Source organism: Novosphingobium resinovorum (genome assembly GCF_027922145.1).
In the GTDB taxonomy this organism is placed as follows: Bacteria; Pseudomonadota; Alphaproteobacteria; order Sphingomonadales; family Sphingomonadaceae; genus Novosphingobium; species Novosphingobium resinovorum.
Window position 1 is genome coordinate 67,639 of the sequence record NZ_BSFC01000021.1, and the last position, 19,242, is coordinate 86,880.

Annotated in this window: 14 protein-coding genes; 6 read left to right on the top strand and 8 right to left on the bottom strand. The window is 65.6% G+C overall.

The window, feature by feature from the left end:
* Positions 1-25 precede the first annotated feature (25 nt).
* The gene (locus PKE80_RS12850) at positions 26-1,264 is read left to right on the top strand and encodes an amidase (protein ID WP_271182793.1); all 1,239 of its coding nucleotides are present in this window, start codon (positions 26-28) and stop codon (positions 1,262-1,264) included.
* Between the two features lie 561 nt (positions 1,265-1,825).
* On the opposite strand, the gene PKE80_RS12855 is transcribed toward PKE80_RS12850, so the two are convergent.
* From PKE80_RS12855 to PKE80_RS12870, 4 genes are all read right to left on the bottom strand, one after another.
* Positions 1,826-2,854 (bottom strand): LacI family DNA-binding transcriptional regulator, encoded by a 1,029-nt coding sequence (locus PKE80_RS12855; protein ID WP_271182794.1) that lies wholly within the window; start codon positions 2,852-2,854, stop codon positions 1,826-1,828.
* A gap of 65 nt (positions 2,855-2,919) precedes the next feature.
* Complete coding sequence (locus tag PKE80_RS12860) at positions 2,920-4,533, bottom strand: GMC family oxidoreductase (RefSeq protein ID WP_271182795.1); 1,614 nt, start codon at positions 4,531-4,533, stop codon at positions 2,920-2,922.
* 11 nt (positions 4,534-4,544) lie between these two features.
* A complete protein-coding gene (locus PKE80_RS12865; RefSeq protein ID WP_271182796.1) occupies positions 4,545-5,846 on the bottom strand; it encodes an MFS transporter in 1,302 nt (433 codons plus the stop codon).
* Positions 5,843-6,793 carry a sugar phosphate isomerase/epimerase family protein gene (locus PKE80_RS12870; RefSeq protein ID WP_271182797.1) on the bottom strand — a complete coding sequence of 317 codons (951 nt, stop codon included), beginning with the start codon at positions 6,791-6,793 and terminating at the stop codon, positions 5,843-5,845. Before PKE80_RS12870 ends, PKE80_RS12865 begins: the two co-directional genes overlap by 4 nt.
* Positions 6,794-7,005: 212 nt before the next feature.
* Between PKE80_RS12870 and PKE80_RS12875 the strand changes: the two genes are divergently transcribed.
* Both PKE80_RS12875 and PKE80_RS12880 read left to right on the top strand, forming a co-directional pair.
* Entirely contained in the window at positions 7,006-8,124 is a 1,119-nt protein-coding gene (locus PKE80_RS12875; RefSeq protein ID WP_271182798.1) for a Gfo/Idh/MocA family protein, read from the top strand.
* A 24-nt stretch (positions 8,125-8,148) separates the two neighbouring features.
* Positions 8,149-9,201 carry a sugar phosphate isomerase/epimerase family protein gene (locus PKE80_RS12880; RefSeq protein WP_271182799.1) on the top strand — a complete coding sequence of 351 codons (1,053 nt, stop codon included), beginning with the start codon at positions 8,149-8,151 and terminating at the stop codon, positions 9,199-9,201.
* Between the two features lie 250 nt (positions 9,202-9,451).
* Here PKE80_RS12880 and treF read toward each other — a convergent pair whose 3' ends face one another.
* Entirely contained in the window at positions 9,452-11,059 is a 1,608-nt protein-coding gene (gene treF, locus PKE80_RS12885; RefSeq protein ID WP_271182800.1) for an alpha,alpha-trehalase TreF, read from the bottom strand.
* 417 nt (positions 11,060-11,476) lie between these two features.
* Between treF and PKE80_RS12890 the strand changes: the two genes are divergently transcribed.
* Positions 11,477-13,885, top strand: a complete 2,409-nt coding sequence (locus PKE80_RS12890) for a TonB-dependent receptor (protein WP_271182801.1) — start codon at positions 11,477-11,479, stop codon at positions 13,883-13,885.
* A gap of 34 nt (positions 13,886-13,919) precedes the next feature.
* Entirely contained in the window at positions 13,920-14,816 is an 897-nt protein-coding gene (locus PKE80_RS12895) for a ribokinase (RefSeq protein WP_271182802.1), read from the top strand.
* A gap of 125 nt (positions 14,817-14,941) precedes the next feature.
* Here the strand turns inward: PKE80_RS12895 and PKE80_RS12900 are convergent, their stop codons facing one another.
* From PKE80_RS12900 to PKE80_RS12910, 3 genes are all read right to left on the bottom strand, one after another.
* The gene (locus tag PKE80_RS12900) at positions 14,942-16,162 is read right to left on the bottom strand and encodes an MFS transporter (RefSeq protein ID WP_271182803.1); all 1,221 of its coding nucleotides are present in this window, start codon (positions 16,160-16,162) and stop codon (positions 14,942-14,944) included.
* 160 nt (positions 16,163-16,322) lie between these two features.
* A complete protein-coding gene (locus tag PKE80_RS12905) occupies positions 16,323-16,958 on the bottom strand; it encodes a cysteine hydrolase family protein (protein ID WP_271182804.1) in 636 nt (211 codons plus the stop codon).
* On the bottom strand, positions 16,951-18,078 hold the full coding sequence (locus tag PKE80_RS12910; RefSeq protein ID WP_271182805.1) for an LLM class flavin-dependent oxidoreductase: 1,128 nt from the start codon (positions 18,076-18,078) through the stop codon (positions 16,951-16,953). Before PKE80_RS12910 ends, PKE80_RS12905 begins: the two co-directional genes overlap by 8 nt.
* A 168-nt stretch (positions 18,079-18,246) precedes the next feature.
* Here PKE80_RS12910 and PKE80_RS12915 point away from each other — a divergent pair, with 168 nt between their 5' ends.
* Positions 18,247-19,071, top strand: coding sequence for an oxidoreductase (locus PKE80_RS12915; protein ID WP_271182806.1), 825 nt, complete (start codon positions 18,247-18,249; stop codon positions 19,069-19,071).
* The last annotated feature ends 171 nt before the right edge of the window (positions 19,072-19,242 follow it).

The following is a 19,242-nucleotide window of genomic DNA, read 5'->3' on the forward strand; positions in this document are numbered from 1 at the left end:
CCGCCTGCTCGGGAGCCGAATTTCCATGGTCCAGACCCCCTACGCCCCTGCCGTGGCCAATGTCCATGCTGCATTGCAGCGTATCGGCGCGCGCGATGCGCAGGCCCGGGCGTGGCTGCACGTGGACGATACCGGGGCGCTGGCTGCGGCGAGGGCACTGGATGCGGGCGAACCGGGGCCGCTCCACGGGATTTGCGTGGGCGTGAAGGACGTGATCGCGGTGGCGGGGATGCCGCTCACGCACAATTCGCCGTTGTTCTCCGGCTTCGTGCCTGCCGAGGACGCCCCCTGCGTCGCCACCTTGCGGGCGGCAGGCGCGGTGATCCTGGGCAAGACCGACACCACCGAGTTCGCGGCCGCCGGGCGCAATGCCGCCAGCGCCAATCCGCATGATTGTGCGCGCACGCCGGGCGGTTCCTCGGCCGGGTCGGCGGCGGCGGTGGCGGACGGGCATGTGCCGCTGGCGCTGGCGACGCAGACCGGCGGCTCGACGATCCGCCCCGCCAGCTTCTGCGGCATCCATGGCTTCAAGCCGAGTTGGGGTCTCGTCAGCCGGGAAGGCGTGAAGACCTATGCCAATAGCCTCGATACCGTGGGCTGGTACGCGCAGGACCTCGACCTGATCGACCGGGTCTGCGAAATCTACGGCTTCGCGCCCAGTACGCACGTCGAAGGCCGGACCTTGCGCATCGGCGTGTTCCGCACCCCCTGGTGGGATGAAATGACGCCCGATGGCCAAGCCGCTTTCGACGGTATCGCCGCCGCCATGACGGGGGCCGGGATCGACGTCGTCGAGATCGCCACGCTGCCCGAGTTCAAGCACCTCAACGACGATCACCGCGCGATCCTGTTCCGCGAGGGCGCGGCCGCTTTCCTGAGCCTTGCACGCGCACGGCCCGACCTGCTGCATCCCGATTTCCATCTTCGGGTCGATGCCCTGGCGACATATCCCGACGCCCGGCTGCGCGAGGCGCATGACCGTGCGGCGGCGGCACGGGTGGGGTTCGAGCGGGCGATCGCCGGACTCGACGCCGTGCTGGCGCCGAGCGCGCCGGGCATCGCTCCGCTCGGCCGTTCGCCGGGGGAACCCCGGTTCAACCAGCCCTGGACTTTGCTGCATGCGCCTGTCGTCAACCTTCCACTGGCGACAGGCGAGGGCGGAATGCCCATCGGCGTCTCGCTGGTGGCACCGCGCTATGACGATCGGCGCTTGATCGCGGTTGCGCGGGAGGTTGAGTCACGATTGACAAATATATCCAAATAGGTTATAAGCCCCAGCATCCGATCCGGCGATGATCACGCCGGAGAGGTGTATCGGGTCGGCGTCGTGGGCCGGGATGCGGTTTCAAGCCGTAGCTACGCAACCCACGCGTCCGTTCGAAGACCCGGACTGTCCCTGAGTTCCCGGAAAGCGTCATCCGCCCGCTCCTGCGACTTGACGCAGGACACCGGATGTCCCCGCCGGACAACCATCGGCCGATAACGCTGCGAGCCCTAACGACGGCCACATGGGACTTTCCGATGAAATACAGGTCGAGCCGGGCTGCACCGTGAGTTACCCGGCCGCTCGCCAGAGCTTCACGGAACACAAAACCCCGCGTCCCTGCTTGGACGCTCCCGACGCCGACCCGATGTTCATCTCGGTTGCGTTGATTTCCCCGGCGTAATGACCCGCACTCGCCAGCGGGCGTTTCTGCACATCCTCGTCATTGCGAGCGCAGTGAAGCAATCCAGGGCGGTCTTGCGCGGCCCTGGATTGCTTCACTGCGCTCGCAATGACGAATGGTGGGTGCAAATTCCTCCCTGACTTTGACTCGTGGAGGATTCAGGCCTTCTTGCGTTTTTTCCTTGGCGCCGCCGTCGACTGGCGCACGATCAGGCGGTGCGGCAGCACCACCTCGCGCGCGGGGCCTCCCTGGTCCTGCTGCAGGAGCGAATCCAGCATCAGCCGCATCGCCGCCTCGCCGATCTCCACCGTGGGGATGTGCACCGTGGTCAGCGGCGGGATGGCGAAGGCGCCGAAACGCAAGTCGTCGAAACCCGCCACCGACATCTCGTCCGGCACGGAAATGCCGCGCTGATGCAGCGCGCTCATCGCGCCCATGGCCATCTCGTCGTTGGCGCAGGCGACGGCGGTGAACTCCGCGCCGCTGTCGAGCAGGCGCACCATCGCATCGTAGCCCGACTGGAGCGAGAAATCGCCGCGCGCCACCAGCGCTTCGTCGAACTCGATCCGCGCGCGCAAAAGGCCCAGCTTGTAGCCGGAAAGACGGTCCATCGACATGAACTGGTCGAGCGGCCCGGTGATCGCGGCAATGCGCTGGTGCCCCAGTTCCGCCAGATGGCCGACGATGAGGGCGCTGGCCTCATGGTTGTCGGTGCGCACGCGCGGCAGGTTGAGGTCGGGCGGATACTCGCAAGCCGCGACCATCGGCGGCAGCTTGCTCTTGGCCGGGGGATTGAGGACGATGTCGGGGAGGTTCTTTTCCAGCAGGATGAGCCCGTCGGCCTGCTTGCCCGCGATCATCGAGGTGAACTTGTTGAGCGCATCGACGTCACCCTCGGTGATGCCGAGCAGCACGCGCATCTTGTTGGCGCGCGCGACGTTCTCGATCCCCTCGACGAAGGCTGAGGTGAACGGGTTGTAGATGCTGGGCACCGCGACGATCACGTTGTCGCTGCGCTGGCGGCGCAGGCCTGCGGCCAGGTGGTTAGGCTCGTAGTTAAGGTCGGCGATGGCCGCCTCTATCCGTTCGATCGTTGCCGGGCGTACCAGCGAGGGCGTGCTGAGCGCGCGCGACACTGTCGCTACCGATACTCCCGCGACGCGGGCGATGTCCTTGATGTTCGCCATTGGATGTAAACGTTACATAGCCGCGAGGGGCGGAGCAAGCGAAGTTGCGCGATGCGCAACTTTCGTCACGCCGCCGCAATCACCTCCGCCGCGCGCCACGCAAAGGCCATCGCCGGGCCGTTGGTGTTGCCCGAGATGCCGGTCGGCATCGCCGAGCAGTCGGCCACGTAAAGGCCGGAGACGCCATGGACCCGAAGGCCCGCATCGACGACACCCTCTTCGGCCGAGCCCATGCGGCAGGTGCCGGTGCCGTGGAGGCCGGTCGAAACCATCCAGTTCGCAGCCTGCTGGATCTCCTCGTCGGTCTGGACGGAGGGGCCGGGCACGGTTTCGGCGCCGATGTAGGGGGCGAGGGCGGGCTGGGCCATGATCTCGCGCACCTTGCGGATCGCGCGCAGGATCGTGGCGCGGTCCTCGGGCGCGGCGAACCAGTTGGGGACCAGACGTGGCGGCGCGGCCGGGTCGGTGCTCGCGAGTTCGACGTAGCCGTGGCTATTGGGGCGCAGGCAGAAGGCGGTGGCGGTGATCCCGGGGACCGCCTCGGTCTGGCCGCGCCCGGCCTCGGGCTTGTCGTCCTCGGAGGCGGCCATCGAGTAGGGCGAGATGCCGAGTTGCAGGTCGGGCCAGTCCTTGTCCGCCTCCAGCGAGGCCATGACCGAGACTTCCGGCAGCAGCGAGGCCATCAGACCCTTGCCGGTAAGGATGTAGCGCAGGCCATGCCAGTAGGCGCGCCAGCCCCGGAACTCGTGATTGAGGCCACGCGCCTTGTTCAGCCGCCATGACAGGGCGACCATCATGTGCTCGTTCATGTTGCGGCCGACGTGCGGGTTTTCGTGCACCACCTCGATGCCGTGGCGGGCGAGAACGTCGGCGGGGCCGATGCCGGAAAGCTGGAGCAACTTGGGGGTCTGCAGCACGCCCGCCGTCAGGATCGTGCGGCCTGCGGTGAAGGCAACATCCTGACCCTCGATTTCGGCGAGGACGCCGGTGGCCTGCTTGCCCGCGAACGTAACGCGGCGGACCAGCGCGCCGGTCAGGATGGTGAGGTTGGGGCGCTTGGCCGCCGTCTTGAGGAAGGCGGTATAGGCGGTAACACGGTTGCCGCGCGGGTCCACGGTCTGCTGCGTGCGGCCCGCGACTTCGGTGCCGGGCGTATTGACGTCGTCTAGGACGGGAATGCCTGCCGCGCGCGCCGCCTGCAGGATCGCGCCGGTCAGGACCGGGTCGCCCTCCGGCACTTCGGTAACTTCGAGCGGACCACGCTTGCCGCGGCGGCCGTAGCTTTTGCCGTGGTAGTCTTCGAGTTCCTCGTAGCAGCGCTCGATCTCGGCCCAGTTCCAGCCGGGATTGCCCTGCGCTTCCCATGCGTCGTAGTCGCGGGGCTGGCCGCGAAAGTACCACGTGCCGTTGACCGCGCTCGAACCGCCGAGGCCCTTGCCGTAGAACCAGGTTTCGCCGGCGGGGCGTGTCCCCTGCTGCTCGGCGGGGAAGGGCCAGTACCACTTGGGCTTGGTCCAGATCTTGATCATGCCGCGCGGCATGCGGACCATCAGTTCCTCGTTACGGCCACCCGCTTCGAGGAGGAGCACCTGGCTTTTGCCATCGGCGCTCAGGCGCTCGGCGAGGACGCAACCGGCGCTGCCCGCGCCGACGATGATGTAATCGAACTCAGTGCGCATGCTCGGGGCTCTCAAGCGTTCTTGTAGGCAGGAAGGAAGCGGAACAGGATGAGCGAGAGGCCCATCGCCACATAGCTGGCGGCAGGCAGCCAGACGTGCCCGGCCATGACGGCGGTGACCACCTCGGGCGTGACGGGCGCCTTGGCGTCGTAGGCGGCAAGGCTGAGGAACCACGCGCCTGCCGCACCGCCAACGCTCATGCCCAGCTTCACGCCGAAACTGGAAGCGGCGAACAGGAAGCCCTGCGCGCGGTAGCCCGACTTCCACGCGCCGTAGTCCACCGCGTCGGCCATGAGCGAGAACAGCAGTCCGCCGATCAGGCCCTGTCCGATGTAGGCCACGCAGTTGGTCGCGATCAGCCAGGTGTGGTCGTTCGACAGCGGCATGATCGCGGTGAAGACGGTGGCGACCGAGGCTCCGATCGCGCCGGTCATGCGTTTGCCGATGGCGTTGGCGCATACGCCCGCAAGGCCGGTGCCGACCAGAACGGCCAGCATCGTCAGCATAAGGGTGGAGGTGAACTCCGCCTCGCCCAGCACGCTCTGCGCGAAGTAGACGAAGGACTGGATATGGCCGGTAAAGCCGATCCAGAAGAAGAAGTTCACCAGCATCGTCGCGATCCAGGGCCAGTTGCCCTTCGTCGCCTGCAGCGACTGCGCGGTGGTGAGTTTGGCGACGGAATGGTCCACCTCGACCCGCTCGCGCGTGTTGGCGAAGGCATTGAGCATGCAGACCAGCGTGATCGCGCCGGTGATCGCGGCGAGGACTAGAAATCCGTGCGCCTCGTCCCCATTACTGAAAGTCTTGACCAGCGGCAGCGCGGCGTAGCCGATGCCGACCGTGGCCGAGGAACCGATGAACTCGCGCAGGGCGTTGACGGTGTTGCGCTGCTTGGGATCGCGGGTCAGCGTCGGCAGCATGGAATTCAGCGGCAGGCTGACGGCGGAATAGAGAATGCCCATCAGCGTATAGGTGGCGAAGATGAAGGCGATCTTCTGCCAGCCCTCCAGCGGCGGTGCCCAGAACACGATGGCGCCGCAGACCGCGAAGGGCACGGCGAGCCAGAGGAGGAACGGTCGATGCTTGCCCCAGCGGGTTTCGGTGCGATCGATCAGCAGGCCCATCATCGGATCGAACACGGCATCCACGCAGCGCGCGATCAGGAACAGCGAGGCGACGGTGCCCGCGCTGACGCCGTAGACGTCGGTGTAGAAGTAGAGCAGGTAGGCATTGGTCATGCCGAACGGCAGGTTGATGCCGAAATTGCCCAGCGCGTAGCTGAGCTTCTCGCGCCAGGTCAGCGCGGCGTTCACGCAGCGGTCTCGTTGGAAAGGCGGTCCAGCACTTCGCCGGCGAAAGCCAGCGACTTGCGGGTTTCAGTCAGAGGATCCGGCACGGCGTCGATCTCCAGGATGGCCCACTTCTGGTCGGCCTTGGATAGCATGAGCTTGGCCCAGCCGTCGAAATCCACGGTGCCTTCGCCGATCGCGCAGAAATATTCGCGGTGGGCGTGATGGATGCCGTGATCGATCGGGATGTTGATCGGCATCGCGCTCTTGGCGTCCTTCCAGTGCGCGGTGACGACACGCTCGATATGACGCGCGACGACGGATACCGGATCGCCGCCCGAAAGCAGGATGTGTGCGCTGTCAGGGCAGAAGCCGACGTAGACCGGATCGGTCAGCATCAGCAGCAGGTCGATATCGCGCGGCTGACAGAAGGTGGAGTGGGCCTCGGTATGGAGCGCGAGGCGCACCCCGTGCCGCAGCGTCAGCGCGCCGAGACGGTTGCAGAAGTCCGCCGCCTTGCGGGCGAATTCCATGTCGACGAAGACAGGCGGCTCGGCGTCCCAGCTGGTGCGCATGGGCAGGCCCATGACCATGATGTCCGAGCCCCAGGCGGCAAGCGCCTTCGCCGATTCTGCGGCGCTGTCCAGCCAGCGGGCCTCGGTTTGTGCATCGCCCACGCCGCCCTCGATGGCGACGTCGGCGAAGAAGCCGCTGGCGATGGTGAGGCCGCGACGGTCCAGTTCATCCTTGGCTGCTTCGATCGAGCCATAGGCCGCAATCAGGCTGGAAGGACCGAAGGGATCGAAGGTCAGTTCGATGCCGGTGACGCCGCTTTCCTGCAGCGTATCGAGCATGCGGTCCCAGAACGCGCGCGGTTGTTCACGGCCGAAGGTGATGACCTCCTGCTCATTCGCCATCCCCCAGAAACCGGGATGGAAGAACGTGATGAGATCGACGCCGAACGACAGCATTTAGATAGATACCTCAGCCTGCGACGGCGCACCGGCCATTGCCGCGCACCCTCAATGTAAACCTTTTCTTTCATTAAAAAGGCCCAATTCTCGCATGTTGTCAAGCGATGGGTGAGCCGGGCTTGCGTGAATGGCGGATTTCCGCGTAAACGATCTGTGGTATCGTTTTCATTAAGCGGGCAAACCGAGCCTGCATACGGGAAAGGAACGTTGTGTCTGATCGCATTCGCATGGGCCTGATCGGCGGTGGTCCGGGCTCCTTCATCGGCCCGGTCCACCGAATCGCGGCGGAACTCGACGGAGAGATCGCGCTGGTGGCCGGAGCCTTCAGCCGCGATGCGCAGCGTAGCGCGGAAGCCGGATGCGGCTACGGCATTGCGCCCGAACGCGCCTATCCCTCGGTCGAGGCGATGCTGGAGGCGGAGGCGCAGCGGGAGGATGGAATCCAGTTCGTCACCATCGCCTCGCCGAACTTCCATCACCTGCCCGCTGCCCGCGCGGCGATTGCCGCAGGGGTCGCGGTGATGAGCGACAAACCGATGACCGCGACGCTGGCCGAAGCGCGTGAACTGGCGACGCTGCTTGCTGCAACCCCGGTGCCTTACGGGCTGACTTATACCTATTCGGGTTATCCGCTGGTGCGTGAGATGCGCGAGCGTATCGCTGCCGGTGCAATCGGGGCGGTGCGCAAGGTCGTGGTCGAATACAACCAGGGCTGGCTCGCTGGAGAAGGCGAGGGCAAGCAGGCGGAATGGCGCCTCGACCCGGCGCGTTCAGGTGAGGGCGGATGCATCGCCGACATCGGCGTCCACGCCTTCCACCTTGCCGAGTTCGTCACCGGCCTGCGGGTGAACCGCATCAATGCGGACCTTGGCAGCGTAGTGCCGGGCCGTCTGCTCGACGACGATTGCCAGATGTTCCTGCGCTTCGAGAGCGGGGCACGGGGCTTGCTCATGGCCTCGCAGATCATGACGGGTGAAGGCAACGACCTCGCCATCCGCATCTACGGCGAGACGGGCGCCTGTCGCTGGAGCCAGGAGAACCCGAACCGCCTCGAATGGCTGCGCGGTGACGGAGGCATGGAAATCGTGCGTGCAGGCGACCCGTCGCTGTCCGAAGTGGCCCGGCGCGGGACGCGCCTGCCCGGTGGTCACCCGGAAGGGCTCCTCGAATCGCTCGCCAATCTCTATCGGGACTTTGCAATGCAGTTGCGCGGGCAGGCGGGGTCACTCGTTCCGGGCGTCGAGGATGGTTTGCGCGGAATGGCACTCGTTGCCGCTGCCGTCGCCGCTAGCCGGGACGAGCGGGGCTGGGTCGATTTCACGGTCTGATACGAGAAAAGAGGTTCGCAGGACATGAAGACCATCAAGGGGCCGGGCATCTTCCTTGCCCAGTTCGCCGGTAACGACGAGCCGTTCAATTCGCTCGATTCGATTGCTGCCTGGGCCGCCTCGCTCGGTTACAAGGGCGTGCAGGTGCCGAGCAACGACGCGCGGCTGTTCGACCTCGAGAAGGCGGCGGAGAGCCAGGACTACTGCGACGAGGTGCTGGGCATTCTCGGCCAGCATGGTCTGGCCCTGACCGAACTGTCCACGCACATCCAGGGCCAGCTCGTTGCGGTTCACCCGGCCTACGATGCGGCGTTCGACGCTTTCGCTCCCGAGGCGGTGCGCGGCAATCCGGGCGCGCGGCAGGAATGGGCGGTGAACCAGATGCATCTGGCGGCAAAGGCCAGCGAGCGCCTTGGCCTGACGACACAGGCGAGTTTCTCGGGCGCGCTGGCATGGCCATACTTCTACGCATGGCCGCAGCGACCGGCTGCGCTGGTCGATGAGGCTTTCGCCGAACTCGCGCGCCGGTGGCAGCCGATCCTTGATCGCTTCGACGAATGCGGCGTGGACATCGGCTTCGAACTGCACCCCGGCGAGGACCTGCACGATGGCGTAACCTTCGAGCGCTTCCTCGAGGCGACCGGCAATCACCCGCGTGCCAACATCCTCTACGACCCCAGCCACATGGTCCTGCAGCAGATGGACTACCTGGGTTTCCTCGACGTCTATCACGAGCGTGTGAAGTGCTTCCACGTCAAGGATGCCGAGTTCCGTCCTTCACCCAAGGCGGGCGTCTATGGCGGCTATCAGGGCTGGGTCGAGCGTCCGGGCCGGTTCCGCTCGCTCGGCGATGGGCAGGTCGATTTCGGCGCCATCTTCGCGAAGATGGCGCAGTACGACTTCGCCGGCTGGGCGGTGCTCGAATGGGAATGCGCGCTCAAGCATCCGCAGGTCGGGGCCGCGGAAGGCGCGCCCTTCATCGAAAAGCATATCATCCGCGTTACCGAACATGCCTTCGACGACTTTGCTGGCGGCGATGGCGCGCTGCCGGATTTCCGCCGGATGGGAATGGCCTGACACATATGGCTGCCTGAGAATCGGAAACCCCGGGAGTGCGGAAGCTCCCGGGGTTTCTCTTTTACCGTCTGCGGTTGCGACCCGAGAAGGCTTTGCGCTTGTCCGGCACAGGCGGCGGAGGGAGGAGATCACCGCCTGGCTACAAAAAGGCCCCTCAGGACCACGCATGAATCGCCTTGTAGATGTAAACGATAACATTTGCAAGCTGTACGAAAGAACAGCGAGTCCCGAAACGGCGCAATTGCCACTGTTATCGTTCACCGGCGGAGTTTGGGGCGCATGTCCTCAAAGTCGTGCCGGGTACAAGTGACGGATAGCGTTCGAGAATCGCCGCCGTGACACCATTTGTCCAGCCGAACCCGTCCTGCAACGGGTACTCGCCGCCGCCGCCCGCGCGGCGCTCTTCTACATCGTATTTCTCCAGCATCTTTCCGGTTTCGAGGTACGTGCAGTTCACCGTGCCAAGCCAGCGCGCGGCGACGTCCTTTGCGAGCGCCTCCTGCCCGTTGCGATTGAGTCCTTCCAGCGCGACCCATTGCAGCGGTGCCCAGCCGTTGGGAGCATCCCACTGTTGGCCGGTGTGTCGGATCGTCGTTCGGATGCCGCCTTCGCCCAAGAGCGTGCGCCGCGTGGTTGCGGCGATGGCCGTGGTCTGCGCGGGGGACGCCATGCCGACGAAGAGCGGAAACAGCGTGGCGGACGACTGGACGCTGCCTGGCGTGCTCTCGTCGAGAAGCCAGTCGGCGAACCGCCGCTGGCGGCTCTGCCACATGTATCTGTCGATGGCGCCTTTGCGCGCTGCGGCCCGCTGGAAGAATTCGCGCGTGCAGGGCTGATCGCCTGCCTGTTTGCAGCCTTTCTCGATACGCTTCTCCATCGCCCACATCAGAGCGTTGAGATCGACCGGCACCACCCGCGTGGTGCGAATGGTCGCCAGGTCCTGCGGGTCGGAGAGCCAGCGCGAACTGAAGTCCCACCCGCTTTCCGCGCCCGCCCGCAGGTCACGGTAGACTTCGGCGGCAGGCCGTGCGGAGACCTTGGCAGCGGTGGCGCGGTCCTCTGCGAAGGATTCGTCGCGCGGCGTATCGCGGTCATCCCAGTAGCGGTTGAGCACGCTGCCGTCGGGCATGCGCACCACCCGCTCGCACGCTTTCGCCGCACGGGCACAGCTTTCGCCGGCCATCCAGTAGGCATGCTCCTTGCGCAAGGCCGCGAGACGCCGGGCGCGGACGGTGCCGTCGGTCTGTTTCGAGAGGTCCAGCATGAGAGCGAAGAACGGCGGCTGCGAACGGCTGAGGTAGTAAGTGCGGGTGCCGTTAGGGATGTGACCGAAGCGCTCGATCAGGCTGGCGAAGTCGTCGATCATCCCCTCGACCAGATCGTCGCGGCCATCGGCGACGAGGCCCAGCATCGTGAAGTAGGAATCCCAGTAGTAGATCTCGCGGAACCGCCCGCCCGGCACGACGTAAGGCGACGGAAGCGCGATCGCCGAACTTGCGGGCGGCGGCGTGACCGCGTCGCGCGAAAGCTGCGGCCACAATGCCCTTATGTGTTCGCGCAAGGGGGGCAGCGGCTTGTCGTTGACACCGGGGACCGTGAAGTTGTCGAGCACGAAATAGCGCAAGTCGGTCGGAGAGGTCGGCGGCTTCGCCGCGTACTCCGCCATGATCGCGTCGGGTGCTCGCCTGGGCACGGCGTCGGCGAACGTCTTGCCGTCCTCGAAGACGTGGCCTTCCTGCACCGCGGCGAAAAGGTCCCCGAACTGGTCGGCGGGGGAGGGCTGGGTGTTGGCGGTCAGGGCGAAGGCCAGGAATGATATGCCGAAGCCCGCGCAAAGGCGGCGTACCCTGCTGCTCACGAAGCGTATTCCGGCAATTGACTTCCCCTCTGGCCGTGCTCTTGGCAGAGGCAACGGGTCAGACTGCACAGGGTTTCATGAGAATTGAGGCAATCCGCATCGCGGCCATCATCACGCGGGCGCCTTGCGGGCCGGTTCTTTGCGCATGATGCCCCGCCGTTTGATCGCGAGCGCACGCGGCCAGTTGTCGCTTGCGTCGGCGTGTGATTCGCCGAAGTTTCGACGGGCGGCCCACTCGCCCCACAATTCACGGTGGAGCAGGGTCAGACAAAAGGTTCAGGGAAAAGCGCAAGCGACGAGTGCAGGGGTGAACCGGAACACCGGTCGATGGCCCTTCGGGAATGGGGATCTTCGGCAGCGGAAAGGCGGTGCCAACGCGCGTACCCATGCGGTGCGCCTTCACAGATGGGGGTTATTGTGACCACGACTGCTCGATTCATGGGCGCTACCGGCGTCTCCGTCCTCGCATTGCTGGCAGCGACTTGTCCGGCTTCGGCACGGGCCGAAGCGGCGGACGCGGCCGCCGATACCGCAGCGGCGGCGGCTGAGGGCGGCGGCGGTCCGATCGGCGAGATCGTCGTCTCGGCGGAGCGCACCAACGTCACGCTCCAGAAGGCATCGCTGTCGGTCACGGCGGTCACCGACGATACGCTGAACAAGGCGAACATCACCGAAGTCACCGGGCTCAACGGCAGCGTGCCGGGCCTCGTCGTCGCCAAGAGCGGCGGCGGCGAGCGGATGATCTCGATCCGCGGCATCGGTTCGGAGACGCCGGAGAACCCCTCGACCCAGCCAGGCGTCTCGTTCCACGTCGACGGCGTCTACATCTTCAACTCGATCGCCGCGAACGCCGCCTTCATCGACGTTGCGCAGGTGGAAGTACTGCGCGGCCCGCAGGGCACGATGTACGGGCAGGGCTCGACCGGCGGCACCATCAACGTCGTGTCGAAGCAGCCCGACGCCTCGGCGCTGTCCGGCTCGGCGAATGTCGGTTACGGCAACTATAACATGCTCAAGGCGGATGCCGCGATCAATGTGCCGATCACCGATACGCTGGCGATCCGTGCGGCCGGGCAGCGCCTGCGCCATGACGGCTATGCCAAGGCCACTGACGTCGCCGGCCAGCCCGGTTACGAACTCGACGACGCCGATGAATGGGGCGGCAAGCTGGCCGTCAAGTGGACCCCGACCGACCGCGTCTCGGTGCTGCTCTCGACCATCCAGTACAAGGGTGACCAGAACGCGACCGCGCAGAAGAACGTCCTCGACCCCAATCCTGACCCGCGCGAACTGACGCAGGATTTCCCGGGCAAGACCTATATCCGCACGCAGCTCTACTACGGCGTGGTCAAGTTCGATCTCGGCGGCGCGACGTTCAGTTCGATAACCGGCTACCAGAAGCTGCACAGTGACCTGTCATGGGACGGCGACGGGCTGAACCCGGCACTGTTCCTGCAGGCCAGCGGCGGCTTCTACAACTACGACCACATCGCCACCTGGCAGCAGAACACCGCCTCTTGGACGCAGGAATACAACATCGCCTCGGACAACGAGGGGCCATTCCGCTGGATCGTCGGCGGGGTCTACCTGCGCTCGAAGAACAAGAACTACATCAACGAATATCGCGACAACAAGGGCGACGGCCTCAACCCGCCGCTGTCCACGGGAACTCTGTTCAGCGATCCGCTGGTCGAAGCGATCACTTATGCCGAACTCTCCGCGATCACCCGCGAGGCCTATGCCGGGTATGCACAAGGCAGTCTCGAACTGACGAACGCGCTGACGGTAACGGCGGGCATCCGCTACAACCACGACAAGTACAGCGGCGTCAGCGACAGCATGTCCGGCGGTACCAGCGGGCAGACGTCGGGGGCCTATCTCCAGCCTGCGCCGACCCTCGGCACCAGCACCGGACGCCTGACCGGCAAGTTCGCGCTGGACTACCAGTTGACCCCCAGCAACATGGTCTACGCCAGCTACACGCGCGGCTTCAAGCCGGGCGGCATCAACAGCGCGGCGGCGAGCGGGAACAGTTCCTACGCCATCTTCGGCATGGAAACCGGCGTGAAGCCGACCTACAAGCCCGAGACTTTGGACTCGATCGAGATCGGTTCCAAGAACCGCTTCTTTGGCGATACGCTGCAGATCAATGCCTCGGCGTTCTACTACTTCTACAAGGACCTGCAGTTCCTCGAGGAGGACGCGGTGCTGTTCGGCGAGGGCATCAGCAATGCCCCGAAGGCGGAAGTCTACGGCGCCGAACTGGAGATGGACTGGCACGCCACGCAGCACCTGAGGTTCGAGGGCTCGCTATCGCTGCTGCACGGCAAGTTCACCGAGGACTATCTGGCCCTCAACGCCACGGCTGCCGACGCGGCACAGGTCGCGGCGGGCTATGGCGGCGTCGGCGGGTTCTTCGGCAACTTCTACGCGGCAACGATGGTGCGCGAAGCGGCGCGCGAGAACATCAATGGCAACAAGATCCCCAAGATGCCCTCGGTGCAGGGATCGGCGGCGATCTCGTGGACGGGCGAAGTCGGCCCGGGCGAGTTCACCGCCCGCGCGCAGTACATCTATCGCGGCAAGTTCCAGTCGCGCGTGTTCAACACGCCGGGACAGGACGATACGCCCGACTACTCGCAGGTGAACCTGTTCGCGAGCTATGCTTTCGCAGATACCGGCATCAGTGTCTCGGCGACGGTGACCAACTTGTTCGACAAGAATGGCATCAACTCGCGCTTCACCGACCCTTACGGCAGCGGGCAGATTTCGGATACGTACATCCCGCCACGCCAGGCGCTCTTCTCGGTCGGGTACAAGTTCTGATAAATAGGGCGAGGGAGCCGATCCGGGAGTCAGCATGAGCGTCACGGTCTTCGGTTCCCTCAATCTCGACATAGCGCTGCGCCTGCCGGCGAAGGCCGCCTGGGGGCAGACCCTGCTGGTGGAGGACAGCGCGCAGGCGGTCGGCGGCAAGGGGCTCAACCAGGCGATAGCCTCGGCGCGGTTCGGATCGGTAACGCGCATGGCGGGAGCGGTCGGCGACAATGCGGCGGGGCGCCTGCTGCTGGAGGCGCTTGGCCGCGACGGCGTCGATACCGCGCATGTCGAGGTGCTGGCAGGGCAGGGCAGCGGTCGCGCCACGATCCTGATCGAACCCGGCGGCGACAACATGATCGCGGTCGAGGCCGGGGCCAACCTCCTGGCACGCGCCGAGGTCGCGCTCGGTGCGATCGACGCGGCGACGCGGGTGCTGCTCGTCCAGTTGGAAACCGATATCGACGCCATCGCCGCGCTGTTCGCCAGCGATGCGGCCGCGCATGTCCGCAGGATCGTCAACGCCGCTCCGGCCATCCCGGCGGGCGCGCGGCTGTTCGGCATGGCGGACATGATGATCTTCAACCAGACTGAGTTCGCCGACTACCTTGCGCTGGATCGCGAGCCGGAGACGCTCGACGATCTGCTCGTGGCACGCCGCCTCCTGGCGCGGCCGGATCAGACTGTTGTGGTGACGCTCGGCGCGCTGGGATCAGCGGCGATCGGGGTGGAGAGTGCGACGTTCGTGCCTGCGGTTCCGGCCGAGCGGGTCGTCGATACCAGCGGCGCCGGGGACTGCTTCTGCGGCGTGCTCGCCGCCTGCATCGATCAGGGCGTGGGTCTGGAAGCAGCGCTGCGACTGGCTAACGCTGCGGCGTCGCTCTCGGTAGGGCGCAGGGGTGCCGCGCCGTCGATGCCGCTAAGGTTGGAGATCGGGTAGAGTACGAAGACATCGGGTTGCCGCACCCTCGCACTTCGTCATTGCGAGCGCAGCGAAGCAATCCAAGGCGGCTCAAGACTGCCCTGGATTGCTTCGCTACGCTCGCAATGACGATTTAAAGTTCCTTACTCCGCCGCCACGACCTGCACAGCCTGCACCCCGCGCTCCCCCGGCTTGCGCAGGATCGCGACAGCGCAGAACAGTACCGCACTCAGCACCGCGAGGCCGAGGAAGATGCCCGAGAAACTGCCAGTCTGGTCCTTGACCGCGCCGCCCAGCGCCGGACCGATCGCGGCCGAGGTCGATACCGCCATCATGATCGAATAGAGTTCCAGCGAAGCGCGTTGTCCGAAATAGGACTGCAGCAGCATGACCGTGCTGACGTAGCTGAAGCCCAGCCCACCGCCGAACGTCACCATCCACAGCATCAGCGAGATCGGTCCGTCGATCATCGCCAGCGTGGCGGCGGAGACTCCCAGGCACCCCAGCGAAACCATCGTCAACGTCCGCGCGCTGGTCTTCTCGCCCGCGATGCCCGCCAGTGCCGATCCGATCGCGCAGACCAGAGCCGCAAGGCTGATGAGCTGCGAGGCTCGGTCCTGCGCGATGCCGTGCTCCATCAAGTGCTGGTAGGCGAAACCGTGCGTGGTGGTGTTGATCGCAAGGCATGCAGTATAGGCGAGGACCACCACCCAGAACTGCACGGTGCCGAGCGCGCGGCGCACGGTCCACTCGGCCGGTGCACCCGGGGACGCGACGTGCTCCTCGGGCGCGGCGATGTGGAGGCGTCCGGCGGTGAGGGTGCAAAAGCCCCCCACGACGACCGAGGCCACGGCGAAGAGCAGCCAGTAGAAGCGCCAGTCGAACCCGGCGCTCTGCGATCCGTACCACAGCAGCGGCCCGGCGACGGCGCCGAGGTTGCCGATCGTGAAGTAGAGTCCCAGCACCGTCGAGCGGCGCCGGAAACTGCTCGACAGGATATGCACGGCAGGCACGGTGCCGCAGAAGCAGTAGCCGATGCCGAGCAGCGTGGTGCCCAGATAGTAGCCCATCACGCCGGTCGAGGTGTAGAGCAGCCAGAAGGCCACGAACAGGATCACCGTCCCCGCCGCCAGCGTGCGCCCGATGCCGAGCTTGCGGATCGTCAGCGCGGGGGCGAGGCTGACGATCCCGCAGGCTGTGCCCAGCAGGGTGAAGCCGAAGCCCGCCTGCGCCCAGGTCATGCCGAACGCCTCGACCATCGAGGGCAGCACCATGCCCAGCGAGTTGAACGTCCCCGCCGAGAGCAGGAAGTACATCAGGCACAAAGCCTGAAGCACGATCATGACGAGCAGACGGGTGTTCATCTTGGTATGATCCCTGTGGCGGGGCGGGTGGAGGGGGCGGTGTTTCTCGGCACCGCCCACCGGCTGAGTACAATCATGCGTATCGACACAAGCGCGGTGCCGACACTTCTCTCCACGCGGAGCAAGATGGCATCCATGGCCCGCATCGTCGAGAGGGTGTTCATGCGCTCCACGCAGCCATGACCGCGTCGGTGGTCACCAGCAGCGAGGTATTCGCGGCCAGCGCCTTGAGCGCGTGGGCGTGAAGGTCCGGTTCATAGGCGGCGCAGGCGTCGGACACCACGAAGGTATGGAAATCGCGATGGAAGGCATCGCGCGTGGTGGAATCGACGCAGCACTCGGTGGTGAGGCCGGTCATCACCAACGTGTCGATCCCGCGCGTGCGAAGTTGCTGTTCCAGATCGGTGCCGTGAAAGCTGGAATAGACCAGCTTGGACACCTCGATGTCACCCGGCTGGGGGAACAGGCGATAGTAGTCCTCGCCGCCGCTGCCGATCCGGCAGATGCCTTCCTCGCCGGGCGTACCGCGCCGGGCCATCAGCGTTTTCAGCGCCTCGGAATCGGTTTCGGGGCGCGTCATCACCCGCATGAACGCTACCGTAGCTCCGGCCGTGCGGGCGGCGGCGATGAGCGTCTCGATCCGGTCGATCGCGGCCTCGGCCGGAGCGAGGTCGATGCCGAAGCGACCGATCAGGCCCTCGGGCGCGGCGAAGTCGACCTGCACGTCCACCACGATCAGGGCAGTGCGGGCCGGAGCGATCATCCCGGCGGGGTCGATGTGCGGCAAGTCAGCCATGCGCGGGTTCCATCCGGCTCGGGAAGCGCTCGCGCAAGGTCGGCAGCACTTTTTCGCCGAAGATGGGCAGCGCGGCGTGATAGTCCGGGAAGATCAGCATCAGACCGTCGAGCGAGGTCATCTCGAAAATCTCCGACAGGCGCGCCGTCACAGTCTCCGGCGTGCCCAGTACGTGCGGGGTCATGAAGGTGGAGCGGGCCTTCTGCGTGAAGGCGTTCTCCTTGCCGATCTCGCTATCGAGGAAGCCGTAGGCACGCATCATACCGTGGAGAGCTTCCTCGTCGAATCCGGCACGGAAATGAGCGGCGGTTTCTTCGGCGGCCTCGTCAGTGTCGCCGAACACCACGGTCATCATGGAGTACGTGCGGATCTTCGCGCCGTGACCGGCCGCCTCCGCCTTGGCGTCGGCGCTGGCTTTCGCCAGTTCCTCGACGTTGCCGCCCGAAAGGAACAGCGCGTCCATCTCGTTGGCCGTGAATTCGATGCCGACTTTCGAGGTTCCCGCACAGACGAGGAACGGCGGAGCCTGTGGCTTGGGGTTCGACATGCAGTCGTCGAGGGTGAAGTACTTGCCCTCCATCGTCACTGAATCCTGCGTCCACAGCGCCTTGATGCCCCTGATCCACTCGGTGGCGAGGACATAGCGTTCGTCGTGGTCCACGCCCTCGGGCCAGGCGCCCATCTGCGAGAATTCGCCCTTGTAGGAGCCCGTCACCACGTTCAGCCCGGCGCGGCCATGGCTGATCTGGTCGAGCGTGGCGATCATCTTGGCCGTGACGGCCGGGTTCTGCAGGATCGTGTGGACGGTCGCCCAAACTTTCACCCGGCTCGTCGCCTGCGCCAGGCCCGCCATCAGCATCGGCGAGTCCAGCGATGTGTTCCAGTGCTGCGTCTCGCCGCCGTAGCCGCGGTACTTGGCCATCGCCATGATGAAATCGAGGCCGATGTCCTCGGCCAGCCGCGCGGCCTTGAGGTTATAGTCGTAGGACCCGTCGAGCGTGGGCGCGTTCTTCGACAAGATCCAGCCACCGTTCGCCATCGGCATGAAGATGCCGAGGTCGCGCCCTCCGGTGTCGGACGGGAGGCCGAAGCTCTCGGGACGCGGTTGGCTCTGGATCATCTGGCTCCCCTGCTCGTAAATCTTGGCCAAGGCTAGAATGGGGCGCGGCGGGGTTCTTGTCACCCTGCGCCCATGCTGTTGTCGCCGGTCAAGGCATCGGGCGCGAGAGGCATAGATGCGTCGGCGTGCTCGCGCTAGGTGCGCCGGGTATTCGTGAGGGAGTTCGACATGAGCAACTGGTTCATCACCGGCGTCAGCACCGGGCTCGGACGCGCCATCGCGCAAGTCGCGCTGGACGCCGGGCATACCGTCGTCGGCACCGTGCGCAACGCCGATGCCGTCGCCGCCTTCGAGGCGATGGGGGAGAGGGCCATCGGCATGGTCCTCGACGTGACGGACCTCGGCGCGGTGAAGGCGGTGTTCGATGCGGCCGAGGAGCGCACCGGCGGCCTCGACGTGGTCGTGAATAACGCAGGCCTCGGCTATACCGGGGCCATCGAGGAAACGCCGATCGACGACGCGAAGGCGCTGTTCGACGTCAACGTCTGGGGGGCGCTGGCAGTGATCCAGGCTGCGCTGCCGCATTTGCGGGCGCGAAGGGCCGGTCACATCGTCAATGTCGGATCGATCAGTGGCATGGCCTGCTGGAACGGCACCGGCATCTACGGCGCCAGCAAGTTCGCGCTCGACTGCATCGGGAGGACGCTGGCTCAGGAGGTGGGGCCGCTCGGCATCAGGGTGACCAACGTGGCTCCAGGGGGCATGCGTACCGAGTTCGCCGCCTCGCGGCTGCTGGGGGCCGAGCCCTCGATCGCCGACTATGCCGGGACTGCGCACGTCGCGCGGCAGGTACTGACCGGCCATCACGGCGAGGAACCGAGCGATCCGGTGATGATTGCGCAAGCGATCGTGACGGCCATCGCCGCGCCGGAGCCGCCGCTGGTGTTGCTGCTGGGAGAGGATGCCTTGGGCTACGCCAAAGGGGAGTTCGCGATGCTCCAAGGGCAATTCGACACCTGGATGCATCTGACGACGGCAGTGGCTGCAAAATAATCTCGGATGAGGGCGTTTCTGACAAGCCCTTGGCATGCACATGAAACCATGACGATTTTGATGCTGGCGCTCGGCATATGCGGCAATGTCGAGGCAAAGTAATCTACACTAATTCGCGTTATGTGATCTGGTCGACTCTCAGCGTGCGTATTTTGATTTAATATTCACCCA

Bases quoted from the DNA above. Each gene is read 5' to 3' on its own strand.
- PKE80_RS12850 (WP_271182793.1), top strand. From the start codon at position 26: ATGGTCCAGACCCCCTACGCCCCTGCCGTGGCCAATGTCCATGCTGCA.
- PKE80_RS12855 (WP_271182794.1), bottom strand. From the start codon at position 2,854: ATGGCGAACATCAAGGACATCGCCCGCGTCGCGGGAGTATCGGTAGCG.
- PKE80_RS12860 (WP_271182795.1), bottom strand. From the start codon at position 4,533: ATGCGCACTGAGTTCGATTACATCATCGTCGGCGCGGGCAGCGCCGGT.
- PKE80_RS12870 (WP_271182797.1), bottom strand. From the start codon at position 6,793: ATGCTGTCGTTCGGCGTCGATCTCATCACGTTCTTCCATCCCGGTTTC.
- PKE80_RS12880 (WP_271182799.1), top strand. From the start codon at position 8,149: ATGAAGACCATCAAGGGGCCGGGCATCTTCCTTGCCCAGTTCGCCGGT.
- PKE80_RS12895 (WP_271182802.1), top strand. From the start codon at position 13,920: ATGAGCGTCACGGTCTTCGGTTCCCTCAATCTCGACATAGCGCTGCGC.
- PKE80_RS12900 (WP_271182803.1), bottom strand. From the start codon at position 16,162: ATGAACACCCGTCTGCTCGTCATGATCGTGCTTCAGGCTTTGTGCCTG.
- PKE80_RS12905 (WP_271182804.1), bottom strand. From the start codon at position 16,958: ATGGCTGACTTGCCGCACATCGACCCCGCCGGGATGATCGCTCCGGCC.
- PKE80_RS12910 (WP_271182805.1), bottom strand. From the start codon at position 18,078: ATGATCCAGAGCCAACCGCGTCCCGAGAGCTTCGGCCTCCCGTCCGAC.
- PKE80_RS12915 (WP_271182806.1), top strand. From the start codon at position 18,247: ATGAGCAACTGGTTCATCACCGGCGTCAGCACCGGGCTCGGACGCGCC.